Source organism: Shewanella mangrovisoli (assembly GCF_019457635.1).
GTDB classification, from domain to species: Bacteria; Pseudomonadota; Gammaproteobacteria; order Enterobacterales; family Shewanellaceae; genus Shewanella; species Shewanella mangrovisoli.
On record NZ_CP080412.1, the window covers coordinates 2,045,685 to 2,070,541 of the forward strand.

Genomic DNA, 24,857 nt, shown 5'->3' on the forward strand with positions numbered 1-24,857 from the left:
AACTTATTTTATTATAGGGTAAGACTTTTCTTGGCTGTGTCTATGATGGCTTTACGGGCGAAGACTAAGTGTCGACGTTTACCGCCCAGTTGTCGCCATAACACGGCGCTGCGCATGGCTGCGAGCAGCAGGGCGCGAATTTTGTGTTGTACCAGTGGACGTTGCAGACACAGCGGATTGCCTGAGATCTGAATCTTAGGTCCAAGATTACTGATAATGTCGCTATAAATACTGGCCAGATTAGCAATGACTTGCTCATCGGTGATCGCAAAATGATGTAGCTGACGATTCACTTGATTGATGCGTTCGGCAAGCATGGCTAAACCGCTGTTCGAACGGGTTAATTTACGTTCAAGCGCCAAAATGCCGACCAGATAGCGGGTGATTTCCACATCTTTTTGACTGCTGTCGCCCAGTTGATTTAACACCAACTGATAACCTTTGTGCAGGGCAGCCTTGTCTTGATAGACATCGGCGGCGCTTTCAGGGTCGGTCACTAAAATAGTGTTTAAACTGGCCGCCAGCTCATCAGTGTCACTCTCACCATGACGGGCTAAATGCTGAACTTGCGCAATGGCCTGCAGTATTCCTGCAAAGGCCATGGTGCGATTATGGAGCTGCTCGTTCACGGCTTATCCTCGGATCAGTTGATCGATAATTCCGCCACCTAGGCACACTTCGCCATCGTAGAATACCGCTGATTGGCCAGGGGTCACGGCGGCAACAGGCTCGTCAAACACCACCTTGAGGGTATTATCATCAAGATAGGTGAGGGTGCAGGGGATATCCTGCTGGCGGTAACGGGTTTTCACCACAATCTGGCTGCCTTCGGCGGGACCTTTGCGGTCGACCCAATGCAATTGATTGACGAGCATGCCGTTGGACATCAAACGCGGGTGATGCCCACCTTGGCCAACCACCAAGACATTACGTTTGAGATCTTTATCGACCACGTACCAAGGATCGTCATTGCTGTTTTTCATGCCACCAATGCCTAGACCTTTACGTTGGCCTAAGGTGTGGTACATTAAGCCTTGGTGCTTGCCAATGATTTCGCCTTCGGCGGTTTCGATATTGCCCGGTTGCGCTGGTAAGTAATTGCCTAAGAACTCAGTGAATTTACGCTCACCGATAAAGCAAATGCCAGTGCTGTCCTTTTTATCATGGGTAATTAAGCCCATTTTTTTAGCGATTTCACGCACTTCGTGCTTTTCGAGTTCACCAACGGGGAACAGGCTCCGCGCCACTTGTTCATGGCTTAAGGTATACAGGAAGTAGCTCTGATCCTTATTGTTATCGACTCCGCGCAGCATTTGTGTGGTGCCATCGGCATTATCGCGGCGGCGCACATAGTGGCCCATGGCGATGTAGTCGGCATCGAGGATATCGTCGGCAAAGTCTAAAAAGGCTTTAAATTTGATTTCTTTGTTGCACATGATGTCGGGGTTAGGGGTACGACCCGCCTTGTATTCGGCGAGGAAATACTCGAACACATTGTCCCAATATTCGGCGGCAAAGTTGACCGTGTGCAGTTTGATCCCAAGCTTGTCGCATACGGCTTGAGCATCCTTTAAATCTTCGGCGGCCGCGCAATACTCGTCGTTGTCATCTTCTTCCCAGTTCTTCATGAAAAGGCCTTCAACCTGATAGCCTTGCTGCATAAGCAAATAGGCTGAAACAGATGAATCAACACCGCCGGACATGCCGACAATGACTTTTTTTCCTGTATGAGTGGGTTCGATTGATGTCATAGATCCTAAAAACCATTGAGTATATGTATTGGTTAGCCGTGAGGATGACTCACCTTGGTGGGTCACGCTCACGTTAAAATCTGCGTCTTCGCTTAGACTGTGTTTGATGGCAGACAAGCGGGCGATTCATCGAGCGAGTGTTTGCTAAAACAGCGCTTAAATGCCGTGTTGAATCGCGAATTTACGCGGGGGCGTATTCTATCACGCCTTGTCGCTTGGGGCTATCTTTGACATCCCGTCAGACGCTGACTATTGAGTAATTCGAGGGAATAGGTTTGCCCCTGTTGCTGTTGATGGCGGTAATCCTTAAGGCAATCGAGCACCAATGGGCTACGAAGCTGTTGCGTTTTGGCTTCGATTTGCTCAAAGCTCAGCCAATGGGCGGCATCAATATCCGCATCCTGTGGTTGTGAGGGGAGCAGTGCATCGACTTGTACGAAAAAGGTAAAGCGCACAAAAGCGAGGGCGTCACTGGCACTAAACTGATAAATCCCCACTAAACCCTGTGGCTCAAGATTAAGCCCAGTTTCTTCGAGCACTTCACGTTTACAGGCTTGGATCAGACTCTCATTCGCTTCTAAATGTCCGGCGGGCTGGTTATAGCGCTGCTCGCCATCAATCCACTCTTCTACCAACAGATACTTATCTTCGGTAGGAGCGTGGATAATACAGGCCACAGTCACATTGGGTTTGTATCTGAGTTTTTCTGCCACGCTAATCACCTCATTATTGTTGGCTGGATACAGTGACATCCTGTTTATTGTATTCGTAGTGTTGTTAAATCATTCTGCCTTTTGAGTCACTTGGATGCATTTATGCTCACCCGTGGCTAAATCATCTAGACTCCATTGGCCTATTTTATAACGAATGAGTCTTAAGGTTGGAAAACCAATATGGGCCGTCATCCGCCGAACTTGGCGATTGCGTCCTTCATGGATTTGAATTTCCAGCCAAGTGGTAGGGATGTTTTTTCGCTCACGGATCGGCGGATTACGCGGCCAAACATTCGGCGTCGCCATAATGCTGACCTTCGCAGGGAGTGTCATACCATCTTTTAATTCAACCCCTTGGCGCAATTTTGCTAAATCTGCTTCCGTGGGTTCTCCCTCGACTTGCACCCAATAGGTTTTAAAGGTTTTCTTTTTCGGCTCAGTGAGTTTGGCCTGAAGTTGACCGTCGTTGGTGAGGAGTAACAAGCCTTCACTGTCGCGATCCAATCGTCCTGCGGCGTACACTCCCGGAATAGGGATGTAATCCTTTAAGGTTTTGCGGCCTTGCTCATCGGTAAATTGGCATAGCACATCGAACGGCTTATTAAATAAGACGATCATCGGCTCGCCTTGGGGTTTTGTGCGTGCAGCCGTTGAGCGCTGCTGCGGGCGAGGCTTGGCGCCGCTGCGCTCAGCACTGTTTCGCTTGGCACTGTATCTCTCAGAATTAGCCCCTTGCTGTAAACTTGGCTTGGCATTCTTGGCGAAGGTATGGGGTTTCTTGGCGCTATTGCGGTTATCCACCGGATTGGTGCGCCCTGTAGCGGGGCGTTTGCCGCTGGCGCGTGGGCTGGATGCGGTTGCTGGCGTGCTGTTTTTGTTCATGCTGTGGCTAATAGTCGCTGTAAGCTGACGACCGAACTTAAAAGTTTGAGGACGTGTATCAATAATCTGTACACAGTGTACTTGGCATTCGCCGTTAGTGGAATTTGAATATTACTGCGAATGCTCTATGATGTCGGCCTGAAAATGTGATCTACGCCTAAATGTTTGTTAGGTATTAATGAGTCGATTTACCCACGTTGGCGAACGCAAAGAGGATGTTGCCGCGGGTTTTGAGGTAGCAGAGGCGTTCACGATTGCCTCGATAGAGAATTCCGCCGTGCCAATGTTTGTTCGTCATGATATAAAATTATTATAAAAATATTAAATTTTACAATAATGTAGGATGTAACATGAAAGATAACTCACCAACAATTATTTATACCGAAACCGATGAAGCACCAGCTCTGGCAACGCTTTCTCTGTTACCTATCATCAAAACCTTTACCGATGCGGCGGGTGTTGCGGTTGAAACCCGTGATATTTCTTTATCGGGCCGTGTGATTGCTAATTTCCCTGAAAAACTGACTGACGCGCAAAAGATTGGCGATCACTTAGCTGAGCTGGGTGAATTAGCTAACCAACCTGAAGCTAACATCATCAAACTGCCAAACATCAGTGCGTCAATCCCGCAGTTAAAAGCTTGTATTTTAGAGCTGCAACAGAAAGGCTACGACATTCCAAATTATCCTGACGAGCCAAAGACTGACGAAGAAAAGTCTATCAAAGCCCGCTACGACAAGATCAAAGGCAGTGCGGTAAACCCAGTACTGCGTGAAGGTAACTCTGATCGCCGCGCGCCGCTGTCAGTGAAAAACTTCGCTAAGAAAAACCCACACTCAATGGGTAAGTGGACCAAAGAGTCTCAATCACACGTTGCTCATATGAGCGAAGGTGACTTCTACGGTAGCGAGCAGTCTGTGACGCTGGCTAACGCTGACACAGTTAACATCGTACTGTCGCAAAAAGACGGTCAAGACGTGGTATTGAAATCTGGCCTGAAACTGCTAGCTGGTGAGATCATCGACGCGTCAGTGATGAGCAAAAAAGCCTTAGTGAGCTTCTTCGAGCGTGAAATCGCGAATGCCAAGGCCGAAAACGTGTTGTTATCACTGCACCTTAAAGCCACCATGATGAAAGTGTCCGATCCCATCATGTTCGGTCACGCAGTAAAAGTGTTCTTCAAACCTGTGTTTGATAAACATGCGTCATTATTTGCTGAATTAGGCGTTGATGTGAACAACGGTTTTGGCGATGTATACGCCAAAATCGATAGTTTACCAGCCGAAGTCCGTGCACAAATTGAAGCGGATATCGCCGCCGTTTATGCTGAGCGCCCAGCGCTGGCGATGGTGGATTCTGACAAAGGCATCACCAACTTACACGTACCAAGCGACATCATTATCGATGCTTCTATGCCTGCGGCCATTCGTTCATCTGGCCAAATGTGGGGCCCGGATGGCAAGTTGCATGATACTAAAGCGTTGATCCCAGACCGTTGCTACGCGGGTGTGTATCAAGAAACCATCGCTTTCTGTAAAGAACACGGTGCCTTCGACCCTAGCACTATGGGCAGTGTGCCAAACGTCGGTCTGATGGCGCAAAAGGCCGAAGAATACGGTAGCCACGATAAAACCTTCGAAATCCCAGCGGATGGCGTGGTTAACGTGATTGATGCCAGTGGCAAAGTGTTAATGAGCCACAACGTCGAAGCGGGCGATATTTGGAGAATGTGCCAAGTTAAAGATGCGCCAATTCGCGACTGGGTGAAATTAGCTGTACGCCGTGCACGCTTAAGCAATACTCCAGCAGTATTCTGGTTAGATGCGAATCGTGCCCACGATGCGCAGCTGATCGCTAAAGTGAAGCAATATCTGCCTGAGCATGATACTAACGGTTTAGACATCAGCATCATGTCACCAGAAGAAGCGACTCGTTTCTCATTAGTACGCATTAAAGAAGGTAAAGATACTATTTCTGTTACTGGTAACGTACTGCGTGACTATCTGACTGACTTGTTCCCAATCCTCGAACTGGGTACCAGTGCTAAGATGCTGTCTATCGTGCCATTAATGAATGGCGGTGGCCTGTTCGAAACGGGCGCGGGCGGTAGTGCGCCTAAACACGTACAACAGGTTGAAAAAGAAGGTCACTTACGTTGGGACTCTCTGGGTGAATTCCTGGCTTTAGCGGCTTCTTTAGAGCATTTAAGCCAAACTGTGGGTAATCCTAAGGCACAAGTACTGGCGGATACCTTAGATCAAGCCATCGGTCAGTTCTTAGATAGCAACAAGTCGCCATCAAGACGCGTTGGTGAGCTGGATAACCGTGGTAGCCATTTCTATCTGGCGATGTACTGGGCACAAGCGTTAGCCGCTCAAACCAAAGACGAGCAGTTACAAGCTCACTTTATTCCATTAGCGCACGCGTTAAGCGCAAATGAGCAAGTGATTGTTGCTGAGCTAAACAATGCGCAAGGTGCGCCAGTGGATTTAGGCGGTTACTATCGTTTAGACGCCACAAAAGCTGAAAAAGCCATGCGCCCAAGCGAGACACTGAACAAGCTATTAATTGCTTAACGATTTATCGTTAACTTAGCATTAATACTGAAAAGGCCTGCATTGCAGGCCTTTTTATCACATTCAATCTTCAAGAAAGCTATTAATCGCCCAATAAAAAGGCAGGGATATAATCCCTGCCTTTTAGATCATTGGCCTCACCAAACGTTATTTTGTTGGTGAAATGGCTGAAGCGTGCATTCCTTTTGGACCCTGTTCTACTTCAAATTGAACTGGTTGGCCTGCTTTTAGAGTTCTATAGCCTTCCATTTCAATGGTAGAATAGTGTGCAAAAACGTCCTCGCCACCTTGATCAGGGCAAATAAACCCGAATCCTTTGGCGTTGTTGAACCATTTAACAGTTCCGCTTGCCATACTTCCACTTCCTTCTGTTGTCTACTTACCAGTAAGATAGTAAAACCTGTATAGACGGGATTGTTTCACCGTCTGAGCTACAGAATGTAAGGAGTAAAAGCGGAAGTCAAGCTAAAATTAACAAAGAGGTAACAATTAATTAATTTGAAGATAGCAATTGGAAGAGGCCAACACGAGAGGCTAGTATTAAAAAATGGGTAAGACAGGAAACATAGAACACGTTGAAGAGCGTGTGGAATCTGAGTTAATGCCACCTTCGATGTATAAGGTGATCCTCAATAATGACGATTACACTCCAATGGATTTTGTGATCGAAGTGCTGCAAATCTTCTTTCGCAAGAATGAGCAGGAAGCCACAGATATCATGTTGACTATTCATCACCAGGGAAAGGGTATCTGCGGGATTTTCCCCTACGGCATTGCAGAAACTAAGGTGATACAAGTAAATCAATTTGCAAGACAAAACCAACATCCGTTACTGTGTTCGTTAGAGAAGGCTTAACCGCGCTTACTCTGTTGTCAGTTGTTAATTTTGGGGGTGCTTATGCTGAACAAAGATCTGGAAGTCACCTTAAATCTGGCGTTTCAGCAAGCCAGAGAGGCACGTCACGAGTATATGACAGTTGAACATCTGTTATTGGCTCTGATCGACAACCCTGCGGCTCAAGAAGCGCTAATCGCCTGTGGAGCGAATTTAGATAAACTCAGAGATGAAGTAGCAAGCTTTATCCAACAAACCACCCCAATCATTGCAGATATGGATGATGATAAAGAGACCCAGCCAACGCTTGGGTTTCAGCGGGTGCTGCAACGCGCCGTTTTCCATGTGCAGTCTTCGGGCCGCAATGAAGTCACTGGTGCCAATGTGCTGGTGGCCATTTTCAGTGAGCAAGAATCCCAAGCCGTGTATCTGCTGCGTCGCAGCGACATCAGCCGTTTAGATGTGGTGAACTATATTTCCCATGGTTTTTCAAAAAATGAGGACAGCGACGCCCATCAAGATCACGAACGCATCGAAGATCAAGCCGAAGCGGGTGAAGAGCGCAGCATGTTGTCGCAGTTTGCGAGCAATCTAAACCAGCTTGCAAAACAAGGGATTATCGATCCACTCATCGGCCGCGATCAAGAAATAGAGCGGGCAATTCAAACCCTATGCCGTCGCCGTAAAAATAATCCGCTGTTAGTGGGTGAAGCGGGCGTGGGTAAAACTGCGATTGCTGAAGGCTTAGCCTATCGAATCGTTAATAATCAAGTGCCAGAGGTGATGTCGCAGGCGACGGTTTATTCCCTTGACTTAGGCTCCTTGCTTGCTGGCACTAAATACCGTGGCGATTTCGAAAAACGTTTCAAGAGTCTGCTTAAGGAGCTTAGCGCCGATAAGCACGCTATTTTATTTATCGATGAAATTCACACCATCATTGGTGCGGGTGCCGCATCGGGTGGGGTGATGGATGCGTCGAACCTGCTTAAGCCGTTATTATCGAGCGGTAACTTGCGTTGCATGGGCTCGACCACCTTCCAAGAATATCAAAGTATTTTTGAGAAGGACCGCGCATTGGCGCGTCGTTTCCAAAAGGTTGATATCAATGAGCCTTCAGTGGCCGAAACCACGAAAATTCTGATGGGGCTCAAGGCCAAGTACGAAGAGTACCACGGGGTGCGTTATACCCAAGCGGCGATTAACAGCGCGGCTGAGCTGTCGGCAAAACACATCAATGACCGGCATTTACCCGATAAAGCCATCGATGTGATCGATGAGGCGGGTGCGCGCATGGCCATGTTGCCACAGAGCAAACGTAAGAAAACCATAGGTCAGGCCGAGATTGAAACCATAGTGGCTAAGATTGCTCGGATCCCAGAAAAATCTGTCTCTGCTACCGACAAAGACTTACTGCGTAATCTTGATCGCAATCTCAAGATGGTGGTCTTTGGTCAAGATAAGGCGATTGAGTCCTTAAGTTCGGCGATTCGCTTATCACGCAGTGGGTTAGGTACCGATAAAAAGCCTGTGGGCAGCTTCTTATTTGCGGGACCAACTGGGGTCGGTAAGACAGAAGTTACCAATCAGTTAGCCAGTTGCCTTGGCATGAAGTTGGTGCGCTTTGATATGTCTGAGTACATGGAAAGCCATACGGTTTCTCGCTTAATTGGTGCGCCTCCAGGTTATGTGGGCTACGACCAAGGTGGCTTACTTACAGATGCTGTGATTAAGAATCCCCATTGCGTGGTGCTGCTCGATGAAATTGAGAAGGCTCACCCCGATGTTTATAACCTGTTGCTGCAAGTCATGGATCACGGCACCTTGACCGATAACAACGGCCGCAAGGCGGATTTTAGGCATGTCACCTTAGTGATGACGACAAACGCAGGGGTTCAGGAAACGATCCGTAAGTCCATTGGCTTTACTCAGCAGGATCATACCCAAGATGCCCTGTCGGAAATCAACCGGGTCTTTTCGCCAGAGTTCCGTAATCGCTTAGATTCCATCATTTGGTTCAACCATTTAGACATGACTATCATTGCCAAAGTGGTGGATAAATTCTTGGTGGAATTGCAGGCGCAATTGGATGCGAAGCATGTGGTGCTTGAAGTCAGCGATGAAGCTAGAACCTTACTCGCCGAGAAAGGCTATGATAAGAGCATGGGCGCGCGGCCAATGGCCCGTGTGGTGACAGAGCTTATCAAACGTCCGTTAGCGGATGAAATCCTCTTCGGTGAGCTTGAGCATGGCGGTATTGCCCATGTTGATGCGAAGGAAGGGGAAATCGTTATCCACACCGAACGGCATGAGAAGAGTACCAGCAAAGCGTAAATGCTTTGAAAACCAATAAAAATGGCTGCAATTGCAGCCATTTTTCTGATCTTTCGCCAACAAAAAAACCCGGCCTCGCCGGGTTTTTCAACTAAGGGGTACTATTAGCGTGCGCGGAAGACAATACGACCTTTGGTCAGATCATAAGGAGTCAACTGAACGGTAACTTTGTCACCAGTCAGGATGCGGATGTAGTTTTTGCGCATTTTGCCAGAAATGTGGGCTATCACCACATGACCATTTTCAAGCTCTACGCGGAACATTGTGTTTGGCAAGGTTTCAAGGATAGTGCCTTGCATTTCAATGTTGTCTTCTTTCGCCATTAATTAGTTATCCCATTAGCCTTCGAATATAAAAAACGGGCGTATCATGCCGCAAATTCACCTTGCTGTAAAGGGGAAGTGCCTAGCAAACTTGGGAATACTCCCAGCCTTGGGGGGTTAAAATCTGATAAGGGCGGTATAAGCGCTTGTAGGACATTTTTCGATTGGCATCAATTTGATACCCGAGATACAGAAATTCTTTATCCTGTAATTTTGCTAAGCGGCACTGGAGTAAAATCAGCAGTGAGCCAAGGGAGCGGCGTTCTTCGTCGGGGTCAAAATAACTGTAAATGGCCGACAAACTGTTGGGGAGTGTATCTGTCACGGCAACCGCTAAAAGTCGATTACCATCATAGACTTCGATAAAGGTTGGCGGTAGCCAATGGCAAAATAAGAACTGCTCATACTGCGATTTACTCGGGGGGAACATGGGACCATCGAAGTGGCGTTCACGGATGTATTTTTCATACAGGGCATATTGGGCCTCGGTATGTTCAGAGGTAAGACGCCAAGTTAAATCGCGGTTATGGGCTAAGGTGCGTTTTTGCCGTTTAGAAGGCATAAACTCATTAATCGGCAGACGAATCGGCTGGCAGGCACTGCAACGAGGACAGCGCGGTTTATAGATGGCGCTGCCACTGCGGCGAAACCCTATGGCTAATAGGCGATCAAATAAAATTGGGTCGAGTGTTTCCTCTTGGATCACCAACAGTTGTTCTTGCTGTCCATCCAGATAACTGCAGGGAAAGATTTGGCTGATCCCAATAGCGATGGGCGTGTTACTTGCGTTAGAGTTCAAGTGTGACCTCACTTGGTATCCAAGCCGCAGGGTTGACTGGCTTATCCCTAAACTGAGTTAAGAGTTGAATAAAATCAACGCGCTTCACCGATTTGGCACCTAAGCTCTCAAGGTGGGGATTCATCACCTGAGCGTCAATCAGTTTAAAATTCATTTTGATTAGATGCTGTTGCAACACCGCCATGGCCGCCTTGGATGCGTTAGTTTCGCGATGGAACATGGATTCTCCGCAAAAGACTTGGCCGATGGCAATGCCATAAAGGCCGCCAATTAAACGCTCGCCGTGCCAGACCTCGACGGAATGGGCATGGCCATTATGGTGTAACTCGCGATAAGCCATTTGAATTTCATGGGTTATCCAAGTGCCGGCTTGTTTACGCCGAGGTTGAGCACAACCCGCCATTACATCGGTAAAGGCATGGTTGATGGTGAAACGCCAAGGCTGTTTTTTTAAATATTTTCGTAAACTGGTGCTGATATTCACTTGGCCAGGAATAAAAATGGCGCGGGGATCCGGTGACCACCACAAAATGGGATCGTCGGCGTTAAACCAAGGAAAAATACCATGATAATAGGCGGTCAATAAACGTTCAGGGCGAAGGTCACCGCCTATCGCCAATAAACCGTTTGGATCGGTTAGGGCGAGTTCGGGCGAAGGAAAAGCTTCAAATTCGTGATTCAGAAAAGACAGTGAGTTCACAATTGCGTATGATTCAGTAATAGACCCTTATATTAAGTTAGCGGAAATTCGGATATGTGGAAACCTACACTAGCGAGCTTTATGTTTATTTGTGCTTTAGTGATTTCTCCCGTGCAAGCAGGCTACGATCGTAATCAGGCAGTGCCGGTCGAAAAAGTCCTCTATGGCGATATCAACTCGGTACGAAATATCACCGAAACTCAATTGATTGAAGACAGAAACCAAGGTTGGAAAACCTTTGGTGGCGCCTTAGCGGGTGGGGTGATTGGGCATCAATTTGGTGGCGGCTCAGGCCAAGATATCGCGACAGTCTTGGGGGCGTTGATTGGTGCTGGTGTTGGTAATCGCTATGGCAGTGGCACTACGGTGCAATCACTTAAGCTAGTGGAGCTGATGATCACTCAGGAAGATGGCACGCAAGTCATGGTGATCCAAGATTATGATCCCGGCATGGTGTTCAATGTGGGAGATAGGGTACGTGTGGTGTACCTGCAAGGTGGGGTTCGCGTTGATTTAGCCATGTGATAAAGTACAAACTTAAGCGTAACTGCCTATAATCAATAAAAAAGTGTAAACGGTGATAGAATGACACGGACAGAATTAACCCAATATTTAGCCGATTTTTTGCGCGTATCGGCCTTTAAAGATTACGCCCCGAATGGGTTACAGGTTGAAGGGAAAGCAGAGATCCGCACCATAGTGACAGGTGTGACGGCATGCCAAGCGTTAATTGATGAAGCGATCCGCCTCAAAGCCGATGCGATTTTGGTTCACCATGGCTTTTTCTGGAAGAGTGAACCTGAGGTGATCACCGGCATGAAGCAGCGCCGGATCAAAGCCTTACTCGCCCATGATATCAACTTGTTCGGCTATCACTTGCCCTTAGATGCTCATCCTATGCTGGGTAACAATGCTACACTCGGCCGCAAACTTGGGATCCTCGATGCCGAAGCGGTTGAAGATGTGGCGCAGGGGCTCGTATGGCGTGGCAAACTGGATTTACCTGTCAGTGCCAGTGAATTTGCCGCGACCTTAGGTGAGGTGCTCGGTAGAACGCCACTGCATATTGGTGAAAGTTCGGATGAAATCCAGCACTTAGCTTGGTGTACAGGCGGTGCTCAGGATTATATCGATATTGCCGCAAGCCTTGGGGTCGATGCGTTTATCAGTGGCGAAGTGTCCGAGCGAACATTCCACAGTGCGGTGGAGCAGGGTATTCACTATTATGCTGCGGGTCACCATGCGACCGAGCGTTTTGGTATTGAGTCGCTTGGGCGTCATCTCGCCCGCGAGTTTAATTTAGTGCACCATTTTGTGGATATCGCTAACCCAGTCTAATGGGTGACTTTACGATATTCAGTAAATGAAAGGCGAGCCATGCTCGCCTTTGTCTTATGTAAATTACCCCTCAGTTTATATAAGTCCAAGGGTCGACAGGATAAAAATGCCTAAGGTGCAGGTGAGCAGTGAGCAAACTGTGGTGAGGGCGATAATATTGGCGGCTAAGGTGGCATTTCCCCCCATGGCCCGCGCCATCACATAACTTGCGGCCGCCGTGGGCGCGGCGCTCATCAAAAACACTAAGGCCAGTTCCACACCGCGATAGCCAAGTATCAAGGCTCCTAGGGTGATAAATAGTGGCGCAAAGACCAGTTTTAAGGCGGTCGAGAACCAAGTGGAATACTTTTCATGTCTAAGCGAGCCAATATCCAGCGAGCCACCGGTGCACAGCAGTGCTAAGGGCAGCGTCATATTGGCAAAGTATTGTCCGGCATCGAGGACCATTTTCGGTACGGGGATCGCCAGCAGATAAAACAGCATGCCGAGCAGAATGGCAATGATCAGCGGGTTTTTAGTGATGGTTTTAATGACCACCGCAAAGGCGCGGCGGCTCGATTCTTCTCCCCGCGGGCTTAAGCAAATTACGGCTTGAATATTGTAGAGCAGCGTCATGGACGCCACATAAACGGCCGCTAAGGCAACGCCCGATTCGCCGTAGGCATTAGAGACATAGGCTAAGCCGATAATGGCGGTATTGGCTCTAAATCCCCCTTGAATGATGACGCCTTGATCCTTCGGCTCGGGGAAAAATCGTTTCGTCGCGTAGGTCGAGAGAATAAAAAACAGTAAGTTGGCTAATAAGCCATAACCGATTAACGGCGCACTGGCGGCAAGATCGTGATGCGAGCTGATGATGCTGAGAAACAACAGCGCGGGCAGAGTGACATTAAAAACCAGCTTAGAGGCGACATCAATAAAGTGCTCATCAATCACTTGGGTGCGTTTAAGCATCACGCCTAAGGCTAACATTAAACAGATGGGACCGGTTATTGAAGCAGAAAACAACAACTGCTCAATGATATTGCCCATAACTTCTCCTCGAAAATTCCATAGTGCGTTGCCGCTGAAACCGTGCGGCTTAACGATTACAAAAGTGATTACAACAGCAATTACAACTCAACCATGACTACTTGTGATTGCCGCCTCGCGATTAACGCTTAGCCACAGGCGCGATAGTGTCGCACAGTGAGTCGCTTGTCGAGAGCACATCAACTTACACTTCCAGAAAAGCGTAACGGGATGTTTTTACCAACAAATAAGGCCGCATTAAATGCGGCCTTATATCGATTTTGCAGTAGCTTGACTCGTGTTTAGCCTAGCTTACTTCACACGCATGCCAGGTTGTGCGCCTTCGTGGGGTTCTAAAATCCACAAATCGCTGCCACCAGGACCTGCAGCCAGTACCATGCCTTCTGACATGCCAAAACGCATCTTACGTGGCGCAAGGTTGGCGACCATCACAGTCAGCTTACCCTCGAGATCCTCAGGCGAGTAGGCCGATTTAATGCCTGCAAATACCTGACGGGTTTCGCCGCCGATATCCAATTGCAGTTTTAACAGTTTGTCGGCTTCGGCCACATGCTCGGCTTTGACGATACGCGCAATACGCAGATCGATTTTAGCGAAATCTTCAAAGTTGATGGTGTCGCTAATTGGATCAGTCGCCAATGGGCCTTTAGGTGCTTCTGGCTCGCTCGTGGCTTGCAGGTTTTCTTTAGAGTCGGCCACCATAGCGTTAACCTTGTCTAATTCAACACGTTGCATCATGGCTTTGAACGGTGCAATTTCGTGTCCCGCCATATCTTGGTTTAGCGCATCCCAAGTTAAGGTCTGTTGGAAGAAGGCTTCAACATCCAACGCTAAACGTGGTAACACAGGTTTTAAGTAAGTGACCAGAATGCGAAACAGGTTCAGGGCGTTCGAGCACACTTGGTGCGCCGCTTCCTGTTGATCGTCTTGTTTCACTAACTGCCAAGGCGCTGCATCGGCGACAAAACCGTTGGCGATATCGGCCAATGCCATGATTTCGCGCATCGCTTTACCGTATTCGCGGGTTTCATAGAACTCGGCAATTTGTTCTTGCTTAGCTAAAAACGCATCCGTGAGCTTAGTGTCGGCAATCTTGGCCAACTTGCCATCGAAACGCTTAGTGATAAAGCCCGCGGTACGAGACGCGAGATTCACCAACTTACCCACTAAGTCTGAGTTTACGCGCTGAACGAAGTCTTCTAAATTCAGGTCGAGATCGTCGATACGGCTGCTCAATTTGGCGGCGTAGTAGTAGCGTAAGTATTCAGGGTCTAAGTGGTCTAAATAGGTGCGCGCCTTAATAAAGGTGCCCTTAGATTTAGACATCTTAGCGCCGTTCACTGTGACATAACCGTGGGCGTAGACGCTGTTAGGTTGGCGATAACCCGAGCCATGGAGCATGGCCGGCCAGAACAGGCTGTGGAAGTAAACGATATCTTTACCGATAAAATGGTAAACTTCGGCCTTAGAATCCTTCGCCCAAAATTCGTCAAAGCTTAGCTCTGGACGTTTGTCACAGAGGTTTTTGAATGAGCCCATGTAGCCGATAGGCGCATCTAACCATACGTAGAAGTATTTGCCCGGTGCATCTGGGATCTCAAAGCCAAAGTAAGGCGCATCGCGGGTGATATCCCATTGCTGCAGACCCTGTTCGAACCATTCGTCGAGTTTGTTGGCCATTTCGGTTTGAAGTGCACCCGAGCGAGTCCACTCTTTGAGCATGTCTTCGAAGGCGGGTAAGTCGAAGAAGAAGTGCTCAGTGTCCTTCATCACAGGCGTCGCGCCAGAGACGGCTGACTTAGGGTTAATCAGCTCAGTTGGGCTGTAAGTCGCGCCGCAAGCATCACAGTTGTCGCCGTATTGATCCGGTGATTTACACTTAGGGCAGGTGCCTTTGACGAAGCGGTCTGGAAGGAACATCGACTTTTCAGGGTCAAATAATTGCGAAATGCTCTTGCTCTTGATATAGCCATTCGCGCGCAGTTTTAAGTAAATATCGCTCGCCAACACGCGGTTTTCTTCACTGTGGGTGCTGTGATAATTATCGAAGGCGATATTAAAATCGGCGAAATCCTGCTGATGCTCTTTGTTGACTTGAGCGATCATTTCTTCAGGCGCCATGCCTAATTGCTGCGCCTTGAGCATAATCGGGGTGCCGTGGGCGTCATCGGCACAAATATAGTGGCACTCATGTCCACGAAGCTTTTGATAACGCGACCAGATATCCGTCTGGATGTATTCCAGCATGTGACCTAAATGAATCGGTCCGTTCGCGTAGGGAAGTGCGCTGGTCACGAGAATTTTACGTTGTGAAGTTGCCATCTTGTCTCAAATATCGTGGTGGGCCAAAAATAATGGTAGAGATACTAACCGATTACAGGATGATTTTCATCAAAACCTGAGTCGATTGGGTTAAATCTGCGCTAATGTTTTTGTCATTATCTGGTACACTTGGGCAAATTTATTGGTGGGGGTAATTCTTTTGTCTTCAACTCAAACTGATTATCGTTTAAGTGACGATCTTCTCGGGCCCGTTCTGGCCATTCTCGATGCATATATCGACCCGTATTTAGCGAAGGGGTTAGTGAGCGCAGGATGCGTGAATAAATTGGCGATTGAAGGTAAGCGTTTGCAGCTTGGCTTAGTCTATCCATACCCCTGTATGACCCAATACCGTGATACTGTTATGGCTCTCACCAACAAACTCGCGGTGCTGGATGCCATCGACGAAGTTGAGTGCGAAATCGATTTCCAACCAAAAGTGTATTCGGCGATTGCCTCTATTGCACCGATTGCCAATGTGAAGCAAGTGATTGCCGTCGCATCAGGCAAAGGCGGTGTGGGTAAATCGACCACAGCGGTTAACCTTGCCTTAGCACTGGCTGCAGAAGGTGCCCAAGTCGGTATTTTAGATGCCGATATTTATGGTCCTTCCGTCCCATTAATGCTCGGGATCCCCAACTTCAGACCCGTTTCCCTCGATGGTAAACACATGAGCGCCGCCAGCGCCCATGGCATTGCCGCCCAATCGATTGGTTTTATGTTAAGTGGTGATGAGGCCGCAGTATGGCGTGGTCCTATGGCGGCGGGCGCGCTTGCGCAGCTGCTCAATGAAACCCAGTGGCCTGAATTGGATTATCTGGTGGTCGACATGCCGCCGGGTACTGGTGACATTCAATTAACCCTGTCACAAAAAGTGCCTGTGAGTGGCGCTGTGATTGTGACTACCCCGCAGGACATCGCACTGGCCGATGCCAAGAAAGGCATCACCATGTTCCAAAAGGTGAATATTCCGGTCCTTGGGATTGTTGAGAATATGAGTTTCCATTTATGTCCCGAGTGTGGCCATAAAGAACACCCATTTGGTACGCACGGTGGCAGTAAAATGGCCGAGCGTTATCAAGTTCCACTGCTAGGCGCTTTACCGCTGCACATCAATATCCGTGAAGCCATGGATGTGGGGGCGCCGACGGTTGTAGCCGAGCCTGACAGTGAAGTGGCGGCACTTTATCGGGAAATTGCCCGTAAAGTGGGCGCCGAATTGGCTCTCAAACAGAGTCAAAAAACAGTTTCTATTAGCGTATCAGATGACGAGTAAGGTTTAAGGGTATGAATTCTCAGCAGTGTGTCATTATTGCAATTGCTGGCGCGTCAGCATCGGGCAAGAGTTTAATTGCCAAGACGATTTTTGACGAACTTCGCCGCGATTTAGGCACAGATCAGATTGGGGTAATTAACGAAGACGCGTACTACCGCGATCAGAGTCATTTATCCATGGATGAACGTGTGTTAACCAACTACGACCATCCCAAGGCGTTAGACCATCAGCTGCTATGCACGCACTTGCAGTTGCTAAAGTCTGGCGAAGCTGTTGATATTCCTTGCTATAGCTATACCGAACATACGCGTATGGCCGAAACCGTGAAAATGACACCGAAAAAAGTGATCATTTTAGAAGGCATCCTGCTGTTAACAGACCCTAAATTGCGTGAATTGATGGATGCGAGCGTGTTTATGGATACGCCGCTGGACATTTGCTTCCTGCGCCGTTTAACCCGCGACGTGGCCGAGCGTGGCCGTACGATGGAATCGGTGATTTCACAGTACAAGAAGACAGTGCGTCCTATGTTCCTGCAATTTATTGAACCTTCAAAACAATACGCTGATATTATCGTGCCTCGCGGCGGTAAAAACCGTATCGCGACCGATATTTTGAAGACTCGTATTCAACATCTACTGGCAAAATAACGACTAAAACTCAGGGAGTAAAAGGCAAGATGCGCTTAACCGATATCGAAATTGAACAGGCCCTTGATAACGGCTCGATTGTGATTGAACCTCGCCCAAGCAACGATGCGATTTCTGGTGTGAGTGTCGATGTGCGATTAGGGGGGCAATTTCGCGTCTTTAAAGATCATACCGCGCCTTTTATCGACCTGAGTGGTCCGAGTACGGAAGTGCAGGCGGCGCTTGATCGGGTGATGAGCGAAATTATCGAAATCCCTGACGGCGAAGCCTTCTTCCTGCATCCCGGTGAATTGGCGCTCGCCGTAACCTATGAGAGCGTGACGCTGCCTGCCGATATCGTCGGTTGGCTTGATGGCCGCTCTTCACTGGCGCGTTTAGGCCTGATGGTGCACGTGACTGCGCACCGGATTGATCCGGGTTGGCAGGGTAAAATCGTGCTTGAGTTTTATAACAGTGGTAAGTTGCCTTTAGCGCTGCGTCCACGGATGACCATTGGCGCATTAAACTTTGAACGTTTAAGCGGCCCAGTGGCGCGTCCTTATAACAAGCGTAAAAACGCGAAATATAAAGACCAGCAAGATGCGGTCGCCAGCCGTATCAGTCAGGACTAATACCCTTGATTTGGGTTAATGGGGTATCACAGGCAAGCATTGCTCCCATGGACAGAGGGCTTGCCTATGGTGATGGCCTGTTTGCCACTATGCGAACTGACGCACATGGCATTTTGTTTTTTGAGCAGCACCAAGCCCGTCTTACGGCTGGCGCTGCGCGGCTAGGGTTCGACTGGCAAATGAGTCAAGCCCTAAGCCAACAACTCGATACTCTCGCCAAGCAATACCCACAGCATTGTATTAAATTGATGCTCACGCGGGGCGTGGGTGGCCGTGGTTATGCGCCACCGGAGCAGGTTCAAGTCACTGAAGTGGTCTCAGTTCATCCTATTCCACCCCAATATGCCTTGTGGCAGCAACAGGGTATTCGCCTTGCGACGTCAGCGGTCCAATTAGGCCATCAACCCTTGTTGGCGGGCATAAAGCATCTTAATCGCCTCGAGCAAGTGTTGATCAAATCCCAGCCCTTACCACAGGGTTTTGATGATTGGTTGGTGCTGGATTGTACTGGGCAGGTGATTGAGTCTTCGATGGCGAATATCTTTTTTGTCAAAGGCAATCAAGTGATTACCCCATCGTTGGCGCACTGCGGCGTCGCGGGTGTGATGCGCGAGCAAGTTATGTTAGCCTTACTTGCACTGCAGATGAATATCGATTGTTTGCCGTTTGGCGCCGAGCGTTTAGTGGAGTTTGACTCGGCATTTATCACTAACAGCGTCTTAGGTGTAGTAGATGTGCTGGCGATTGACTCGCACACTTTTACTCCTTCTCCTTTGACAGCAGATCTTAGACAAACACTTTCACTCTCACTATGAAGAAAATCATTCTGATCGCAAGTTCTACTTTGTTGACCTTGCTGACCTTAGCTTGTTTGGTTGGTTATTGGGGCTATCGAACGATTATTGATTACAGCCAAACCCCCTTAGTCTTAACCGAAGCCAAAGAATTAACCATTGCCCGTGGCACCAGTGTGCACCAATTAGCGCAGCAGTTAGAAACCGATGGTGTTATCCAAGACAAATGGAAACTCAAATGGTTACTGAAATTGCGCCCAGAGCTGGCGAAGATCCGTACCGGTCTCTACGAGATGTCACCTTCGCAGACGATTGCCGACTTACTCAACGATTTAGCGAATGGTAAGGTGAAAACCTTCAGCCTGACCTTAGTCGAAGGCAAAACCATTGCCGAGTGGGAACAACAGCTTGCGAGTGCGCCGCACTTACAGTTGTCCCCCGAAGTCTTTAGTGCGGTATTGATGGAGCAGGGCGACGATTCGGCGCTGCCTGAGGGTAAATTCTTCCCCGATACTTACCATTACACCGCCGATAGCGATGCTAAGACGCTGCTCACCCAAAGTTATAAGATGATGGAGCAGGAGCTGGCCAAAGCATGGGCGGAGCGTGTGCCCGGTTTACCACTCAAATCGCCCTATCAGATGCTGATCTTGGCATCGATTGTTGAGAAAGAAACAGGCCAAGCCTTCGAGCGCGATCAAATCGCTGGTGTGTTTATCAATCGACTCAATCTGGGGATGAAGCTGCAAACCGATCCAACGGTGATTTACGGCATGGGTGACAGGTTTAAAGGCAATATCACCCGTAAAGATCTCGTCGAAGAGACCCCCTTTAACACCTATCGGATTTTCGGTTTACCGCCAACGCCGATTGCTGCGCCAAGTAAGGCGTCATTGCAGGCGGTGTCTAAACCTGCCAAGGTCAGTTATTTGTATTTTGTGTCGCGCAACGATGGCACCCATGTGTTTTCGACCACCTTGGAAGAGCATAACCGCGCCGTCGATATTTATCAGAGAAAGAAAAAATGACCCAAGCATCCGCCAAATTCATTGTTGTTGAAGGACTGGAAGGCGCAGGCAAATCGAGTGCGATTGCCCTTATTCGCGATTTTATTGAAAAACATACTGGTCTTGCACCCGTGTGCACCCGCGAGCCAGGCGGTACGCCGCTGGCCGAGCGCATTCGTGACTTAGTGAAAATTGCTGACCCAAGCGATCCTCTGTGTGATGAGTCCGAATGTTTATTGATCTACGCCGCCAGAGCCCAGCTCGTCGCCAATGTGATCAAACCCGCGCTGGCAGAAGGCAAGTGGGTGTTAGGGGATAGGCATAATTTGTCATCTTTGGCTTACCAAGGCGGTGGACGCGGCTTAATGCCTTTAGTCGAAGCCGTGAGTAACGCGACACTTAAAGGCTTTAAACCCGATTTAACCCTCTATCTTGACCTTGATCCAAAGCTTGGGCTGCAGCGCGCAGCAAAACGGGGCGAGCTTGATAGAATTGAGCAACAAGCCATCGACTTTTTTGAACGGGCGCGCGCAACTTACCTCAAGCTTGCCAGCGAAGATGAGCTGATTGTCGTTATCGATGCCAGCCAAACCATGGCCGAAGTGCATAAAGATATTCTGGCCGTGTTACAGGCGATGGCATGGTAACGCAAAGCGGCTTTGATGTATTAACCCTGCCTTGGCTCGATGCGCCAAGGCAGGCGTTTTTAACCCAGTTACAAACCCAAAAAGTCCCCCACGCGCAACTAGTGGGTATCGATTCCGCCTATGGCGGTGAACTTTTGAGTGTGTTTATGGCGCGTGCCGCCATGTGTTCGCAACCCACTCCTGCGGGTGGATGTGGTTTTTGTAAGTCCTGCCAGCTATTTGATGCGGGTAATCACCCCGATTTTTATCAAATTGAGGCCGATGGCCATCAAATTAAAGTCGACCAAATCCGTGAGCTGTGTACCCGCCTGAGTGCAACCGCCCAGCAGAGTGGTCGGCGCGTCGCCATCATTCACCACAGCGAGCGCTTAAACTCAGCCTCAGCCAATGCGTTACTCAAGACACTTGAAGAGCCGGGCAAAGACACCTTACTGCTATTACATTCCGATACGCCCGCGCGTTTAATGGCAACGATTAGCAGCCGTTGCCAGCGGCTTCCCTTTGTGGCGCCGTCTAAGATGTTGATCAAAAACTGGTTAATTCAGCACAGTCAGATCCAAGAGGATGTGACTTGGTGTTTGAGTGTGGTCGGAGGCCCATTAAAGTTGGCCGAAAGTTTGCAGACAGATGGGACACAACCGAGTCGCTATCAAACTTTGTTAGGTTTTCGCAAAGATTGGGCGCAAAGTTTGTCGTCAGGCCATCTGTGTGCTAGTTTGTTAACGATAAGTGAACAACAAATCATTGATGCTCTTAAGGTTTTATACTTACTCCTGAGACAAATTTTACTGAAGTACGGCGACCAAGATGCGTTTGTGCAAGCGCAAATAGGGAACTTGGCGGCGAAAATCATGGGAATGTGTCATAGCTTAAGTGCAATGCCGAGTGTCAATTATTTAGGCTTGTGTCAAAGTTATGTCTTAGAATATAGAGAAATAACAAATAAGTAACATGCCATGGTCGATCTTGTCGTCAATTTTGATACCTTACATCAGCTTTACCGCGCCTATATGCCGTTTATTAAACCGGCAGGGCTGTTTGTCGCCACCGGGGAAACCCATTATCTCGGTGAGACGTTAACCATTGCCTATCGTTTACCCGGCGCGACCACCTCAAACGAGTTTCGTGGCGTGGTTGTGTGGATTAATCCGCTGGGCGCATCGGGCGGCCGTCCCGTGGGGATCGGGATTAAAATCGTTTCTGATCCCGATAGCCATAAACACCATATCGAAAAATTGTTATCCCGTGAGCTCGCTTCCGGCGACTTAACCTGCACTATGTAACTGTTATCGTGGTCAGCTAGGGTTTACATCGAGTATTGAACCTGAACTCGGGGTAACGAGTGTCGAAAAAATCTAAATTTAACACCCTAAATCAATGCTGTAACCAATTGTGTTTTTTAAGTTGATAATATTTCTGACAGAATGCGCAGATTTTTGCGCATATCAAGGCGCTCTGTCGTATGCCATAGCGAGCTATGGTTAGACAGAGCAACGCAAGAAGGCCCGAAAAGATGCCTATTCAGCGGCTCTACTTATCCCGAGCTCAGGTTATTTAGTGCTGAGTGTAGCCTTAGCAGAATTTGACCTCGATCCCATCGCTGAGTATCCTTGTGCTCCTTTTTTGTTTCTCTGTGTGGAAATTGCTGTGCTTATCGATTCACATTGCCATCTCGATCGCCTGAAAGCGGCGCCCGATCAACAAACCTTAGAACTCATCTTAGCCAACGCTAAGGCGCGCGGTGTCGACTATATGCTCTGTGTCAATGTGCGCCAGCAGGGATTCGAGTCGATGCGTGACAAGGTTGCCGCTTTCGAGCAAGTGTTTTTGTCTTCGGGCGTGCATCCGCTGGATGTGAAAGATGGCCTAGATGTTGAGCAAATTCGCCGCTTTGCGATGGATCCGAAAGTGGTGGCCATTGGTGAAACTGGCTTAGATTATTTTTATGCCGATGAGACCAAAGCCCTGCAACAACAGTGTTTTGAGCAACAAATTGCCTTAGCCCTTGAAGTCAATAAGCCGCTGATTGTGCATACCCGTGATGCCCGTGAAGACACCATCAATATGCTCAAAGCGGGGCAGGCGGACAAAGTTGGTGGTGTGTTGCATTGCTTTACGGAAAACTGGGAAATGGCCAAGGCGGCGATTGACTTAGGTTTTTATATTTCCGTTTCAGGCATTGTGACCTTTAAAAATGCCGGAGAGTTAAGAACCGTGATCCGCAAAGTGCCGAAAGAGCGTTTATTGGTGGAAACCGATTCGCCTTATCTTGCGCCTATTCCACACCGTGGACAGGAGAATCAACCCGCCTATGTGCGTGATGTGGCTGAGTTTGTGGCAGAGCTGCGCGGAGAGCGTTACGAGGAGCTTGCCGAGTACACCAGTGAGAACTTCTTTAACTTGTTTAAGGATGCGGCTCGTTTAATCGGCCGATAAGAGGTGTAACTCTTGCTTGAGTCCGCAAAGGTTAAGCCTTTACTTACGCGTTGTGGGTAAAGTGGCAGTCAGTAAAGCTCGTTCCATAAAGCTAAAACCCAAAAGCTTTACTCATTAGGCGTCAGCCCATAAAAAAAGGCCCAAAACGATTCCAGCTGTTTGGGCCTAGGGGAATGGCTCGTTGAAGAGCCGTGCGCTACAGATGAAAGCGCCATGCAGTGCGCTTTACAATAGACTCAGTGTAGTTGAGTTTAGTGTGAGTGACATTTTCTCCGCCCCGTTTTTTAGGTTATTTCTCGCTAAAAAATCGCCGATTTATAACCGTTATGCCTGTGGTGGTAGCAATAGGACTTTATCTTTTACTAAGTCTCTGGGCAGGCTGTTTTTTAATTTATTGCCTAAATGTTTAGCCATGCCTAAAGGCGCGCCGCCATAACAGACAATCACTTCGCCCTGAGCTTTGCCCGCCGTATCAAGGGGAATATCTCGTCCCATCAAATACTCTTTCGCCTGCTCATCGTGCACTTCTACGACTTTAGCGCCGTTTTTTGCCCCAGCTTTAAGCGCTTTACCCGCAAGCGCAATAATCGCCTCATGGCGGACTTTAAAGCCATGCTTACTGTGGTCGGCAAGCTTCACCCCAATCCGCTGAAAGCGCATTTTGCCAATAAAGTCTCTAAATTCATGGGGGAAGAGCCAAAACTCATCGTCGCGCACCATAATGAGATCATCGGGCAGTTCGATACCCAGATCATCGGCAAAATAGGCTTGAATGGCTTTGGCTTGTTTGGCACTCGCCTCCGTAAAGGGGAAATTCTTTTGCAATTTAGGCTCAGGTAGCAGGCGGGGCACGGAGCGGGTTTTAGTCAACTTAGCGACAAAAAAGCCTTCACTGTCGTAAATTTGCGGCCAAACGTGCAAAAAGCCCTCTGGCGTAGTGGCTTTTTCGGCACCATCAAACAATTGGCTTAAGGACTCAAATTGCGCCGCATCGCCATAGGTTTGCTGTAAATATTCGCACACGCCTTGGTTTTCGTGCCGATTAAGGGTGCAAGTGGAATACACCAAACTGCCGCCCGGCTTTAACGCCAAAAAGGCGGATTCGATTAACGCTTTTTGGGTTTCGCTAATTTCGATCACTTCATCGAGGGACCAAGATTTTAACGCGTCCGCATCTTTACGGACCGTGCCTTCACCACCGCAGGGAGCATCAATCAATACCGCATCAAAACTTTCATACAGATACTCGCCAAATACCCGTCCATCAAAGTGGGTCAGGGCACAGTGACTGGCGCCCATACGCAGCACATTGGCATGGAGCACTTTGACGCGGCTGGCGGAATATTCATTGGCGACTAATAAGCCTTGATTATTCATTAATGCCGCGATTTGAGTGGTCTTAGAGCCAGGTGCCGAGGCTAAATCTAATACACATTGCCAATTCGCATTTGGGGTAAATAGCGCTGTGGGGGGCAACATGGAGCTGGCTTCTTGGATATAGAACAATCCCTGAATATGCTCTAAGGCGTTGCCGAGCTGCTCTTCTTCATCGTAGCTTATCCAGAAGCCATCCTCACACCATGGAATGGGCTCAAAGATCCATCCCTTGGGTTGCATTAAGCGCTTAAAGTCTTCAGTGCTGATCTTTAAGGTGTTGACGCGAATCGAGCGGCGTAGCGGCCTCGAACAGGCCGCGATAAAGTCATCCATTGAGAGATGGGAGGGCAGTTCTTGGGCAATAGTATTGATAAAATTTTGATTTAATTGAACCATAACGGGATTAGGCTGTGTATCAACTGCGGTAAGTATATCATAATCCCTTACTGGGCTGGGA

At 48.5% G+C, this 24,857-nt stretch carries 26 protein-coding genes; 14 read left to right on the forward strand and 12 right to left on the reverse strand.

Annotated features, from left to right (window positions below; translation table 11 throughout):
• Positions 1 to 11: 11 nt before the first annotated feature.
• The 5 genes from hflD to K0H60_RS20530 form a co-directional block, all read right to left on the reverse strand.
• Positions 12 to 629: a high frequency lysogenization protein HflD gene (gene hflD, locus K0H60_RS09055; protein WP_011716765.1), complete on the reverse strand. Its 618-nt coding sequence runs from the start codon at positions 627 to 629 to the stop codon at positions 12 to 14.
• Between the two features lie 3 nt (positions 630 to 632).
• On the reverse strand, positions 633 to 1,751 hold the full coding sequence (gene mnmA, locus K0H60_RS09060) for a tRNA 2-thiouridine(34) synthase MnmA (protein ID WP_220057918.1): 1,119 nt from the start codon (positions 1,749 to 1,751) through the stop codon (positions 633 to 635).
• Between the two features lie 221 nt (positions 1,752 to 1,972).
• Positions 1,973 to 2,464, reverse strand: a complete 492-nt coding sequence (locus K0H60_RS09065) for an NUDIX hydrolase (RefSeq protein ID WP_258405806.1) — start codon at positions 2,462 to 2,464, stop codon at positions 1,973 to 1,975.
• A 69-nt stretch (positions 2,465 to 2,533) separates the two neighbouring features.
• Entirely contained in the window at positions 2,534 to 3,346 is an 813-nt protein-coding gene (locus K0H60_RS09070) for an rRNA large subunit pseudouridine synthase E (RefSeq protein ID WP_220057920.1), read from the reverse strand.
• Positions 3,347 to 3,521: 175 nt separating this feature from the next.
• Positions 3,522 to 3,644 (reverse strand): hypothetical protein, encoded by a 123-nt coding sequence (locus K0H60_RS20530; protein ID WP_258405807.1) that lies wholly within the window; start codon positions 3,642 to 3,644, stop codon positions 3,522 to 3,524.
• A 52-nt stretch (positions 3,645 to 3,696) separates the two neighbouring features.
• Here K0H60_RS20530 and K0H60_RS09075 point away from each other — a divergent pair, with 52 nt between their 5' ends.
• Positions 3,697 to 5,922, forward strand: coding sequence for an NADP-dependent isocitrate dehydrogenase (locus K0H60_RS09075; RefSeq protein ID WP_220057921.1), 2,226 nt, complete (start codon positions 3,697 to 3,699; stop codon positions 5,920 to 5,922).
• 147 nt (positions 5,923 to 6,069) lie between these two features.
• Here K0H60_RS09075 and cspD read toward each other — a convergent pair whose 3' ends face one another.
• A complete protein-coding gene (gene cspD, locus K0H60_RS09080; protein ID WP_011072576.1) occupies positions 6,070 to 6,276 on the reverse strand; it encodes a cold shock domain-containing protein CspD in 207 nt (68 codons plus the stop codon).
• Between the two features lie 193 nt (positions 6,277 to 6,469).
• Here cspD and clpS point away from each other — a divergent pair, with 193 nt between their 5' ends.
• Positions 6,470 to 6,778, forward strand: a complete 309-nt coding sequence (gene clpS, locus K0H60_RS09085) for an ATP-dependent Clp protease adapter ClpS (protein WP_011622425.1) — start codon at positions 6,470 to 6,472, stop codon at positions 6,776 to 6,778.
• A 42-nt stretch (positions 6,779 to 6,820) separates the two neighbouring features.
• Positions 6,821 to 9,088, forward strand: coding sequence for an ATP-dependent Clp protease ATP-binding subunit ClpA (gene clpA, locus K0H60_RS09090; protein ID WP_220057922.1), 2,268 nt, complete (start codon positions 6,821 to 6,823; stop codon positions 9,086 to 9,088).
• A 104-nt stretch (positions 9,089 to 9,192) separates the two neighbouring features.
• Here clpA and infA read toward each other — a convergent pair whose 3' ends face one another.
• The 3 genes from infA to aat form a co-directional block, all read right to left on the reverse strand.
• Positions 9,193 to 9,411, reverse strand: coding sequence for a translation initiation factor IF-1 (infA, locus tag K0H60_RS09095; RefSeq protein WP_006081934.1), 219 nt, complete (start codon positions 9,409 to 9,411; stop codon positions 9,193 to 9,195).
• Positions 9,412 to 9,493: 82 nt separating this feature from the next.
• The gene (locus tag K0H60_RS09100; RefSeq protein WP_220057923.1) at positions 9,494 to 10,210 is read right to left on the reverse strand and encodes an arginyltransferase; all 717 of its coding nucleotides are present in this window, start codon (positions 10,208 to 10,210) and stop codon (positions 9,494 to 9,496) included.
• Positions 10,200 to 10,910 carry a leucyl/phenylalanyl-tRNA--protein transferase gene (gene aat / locus K0H60_RS09105; RefSeq protein ID WP_220057924.1) on the reverse strand — a complete coding sequence of 237 codons (711 nt, stop codon included), beginning with the start codon at positions 10,908 to 10,910 and terminating at the stop codon, positions 10,200 to 10,202. The genes K0H60_RS09100 and aat overlap by 11 nt, the downstream gene beginning before the upstream one ends.
• 54 nt (positions 10,911 to 10,964) lie before the next feature.
• Between aat and K0H60_RS09110 the strand changes: the two genes are divergently transcribed.
• Together K0H60_RS09110 and K0H60_RS09115 are read left to right on the forward strand one after the other, a co-directional pair.
• Positions 10,965 to 11,435, forward strand: coding sequence for an outer membrane lipoprotein (locus K0H60_RS09110; protein WP_220057925.1), 471 nt, complete (start codon positions 10,965 to 10,967; stop codon positions 11,433 to 11,435).
• Between the two features lie 60 nt (positions 11,436 to 11,495).
• Positions 11,496 to 12,248 (forward strand): Nif3-like dinuclear metal center hexameric protein, encoded by a 753-nt coding sequence (locus K0H60_RS09115; protein WP_220057926.1) that lies wholly within the window; start codon positions 11,496 to 11,498, stop codon positions 12,246 to 12,248.
• Between the two features lie 75 nt (positions 12,249 to 12,323).
• Here K0H60_RS09115 and K0H60_RS09120 read toward each other — a convergent pair whose 3' ends face one another.
• A complete protein-coding gene (locus K0H60_RS09120; protein ID WP_220057927.1) occupies positions 12,324 to 13,280 on the reverse strand; it encodes an AEC family transporter in 957 nt (318 codons plus the stop codon).
• Between the two features lie 291 nt (positions 13,281 to 13,571).
• Positions 13,572 to 15,602 carry a methionine--tRNA ligase gene (metG, locus tag K0H60_RS09125; RefSeq protein ID WP_220057928.1) on the reverse strand — a complete coding sequence of 677 codons (2,031 nt, stop codon included), beginning with the start codon at positions 15,600 to 15,602 and terminating at the stop codon, positions 13,572 to 13,574.
• A gap of 160 nt (positions 15,603 to 15,762) precedes the next feature.
• On the opposite strand from metG, the gene apbC reads away from it, so the two are divergent.
• The 9 genes from apbC (at position 15,763) to K0H60_RS09170 (ending at position 23,023) form a co-directional block, all read left to right on the forward strand.
• Positions 15,763 to 16,878: an iron-sulfur cluster carrier protein ApbC gene (gene apbC, locus K0H60_RS09130; protein ID WP_037419322.1), complete on the forward strand. Its 1,116-nt coding sequence runs from the start codon at positions 15,763 to 15,765 to the stop codon at positions 16,876 to 16,878.
• Positions 16,879 to 16,889: 11 nt separating this feature from the next.
• Positions 16,890 to 17,528, forward strand: a complete 639-nt coding sequence (gene udk / locus K0H60_RS09135) for a uridine kinase (protein ID WP_011072566.1) — start codon at positions 16,890 to 16,892, stop codon at positions 17,526 to 17,528.
• A 29-nt stretch (positions 17,529 to 17,557) separates the two neighbouring features.
• Entirely contained in the window at positions 17,558 to 18,139 is a 582-nt protein-coding gene (dcd, locus tag K0H60_RS09140) for a dCTP deaminase (RefSeq protein WP_011622434.1), read from the forward strand.
• A 5-nt stretch (positions 18,140 to 18,144) separates the two neighbouring features.
• Entirely contained in the window at positions 18,145 to 18,954 is an 810-nt protein-coding gene (gene pabC, locus K0H60_RS09145; RefSeq protein WP_220057929.1) for an aminodeoxychorismate lyase, read from the forward strand.
• Entirely contained in the window at positions 18,951 to 19,961 is a 1,011-nt protein-coding gene (mltG, locus tag K0H60_RS09150) for an endolytic transglycosylase MltG (RefSeq protein ID WP_220057930.1), read from the forward strand. The genes pabC and mltG overlap by 4 nt, the downstream gene beginning before the upstream one ends.
• Positions 19,958 to 20,587 carry a dTMP kinase gene (gene tmk, locus K0H60_RS09155; RefSeq protein WP_220057931.1) on the forward strand — a complete coding sequence of 210 codons (630 nt, stop codon included), beginning with the start codon at positions 19,958 to 19,960 and terminating at the stop codon, positions 20,585 to 20,587. The genes mltG and tmk overlap by 4 nt, the downstream gene beginning before the upstream one ends.
• Complete coding sequence (holB, locus tag K0H60_RS09160; RefSeq protein WP_220057932.1) at positions 20,581 to 21,537, forward strand: DNA polymerase III subunit delta'; 957 nt, start codon at positions 20,581 to 20,583, stop codon at positions 21,535 to 21,537. The genes tmk and holB overlap by 7 nt, the downstream gene beginning before the upstream one ends.
• Before the next feature lie 6 nt (positions 21,538 to 21,543).
• Positions 21,544 to 21,870 carry a PilZ domain-containing protein gene (locus K0H60_RS09165; RefSeq protein ID WP_011622439.1) on the forward strand — a complete coding sequence of 109 codons (327 nt, stop codon included), beginning with the start codon at positions 21,544 to 21,546 and terminating at the stop codon, positions 21,868 to 21,870.
• 364 nt (positions 21,871 to 22,234) lie between these two features.
• A complete protein-coding gene (locus tag K0H60_RS09170; protein WP_220057933.1) occupies positions 22,235 to 23,023 on the forward strand; it encodes a TatD family hydrolase in 789 nt (262 codons plus the stop codon).
• A 324-nt stretch (positions 23,024 to 23,347) separates the two neighbouring features.
• Here K0H60_RS09170 and rsmF read toward each other — a convergent pair whose 3' ends face one another.
• Positions 23,348 to 24,796, reverse strand: coding sequence for a 16S rRNA (cytosine(1407)-C(5))-methyltransferase RsmF (rsmF, locus tag K0H60_RS09175; RefSeq protein ID WP_220058139.1), 1,449 nt, complete (start codon positions 24,794 to 24,796; stop codon positions 23,348 to 23,350).
• Positions 24,797 to 24,857 lie beyond the last annotated feature (61 nt).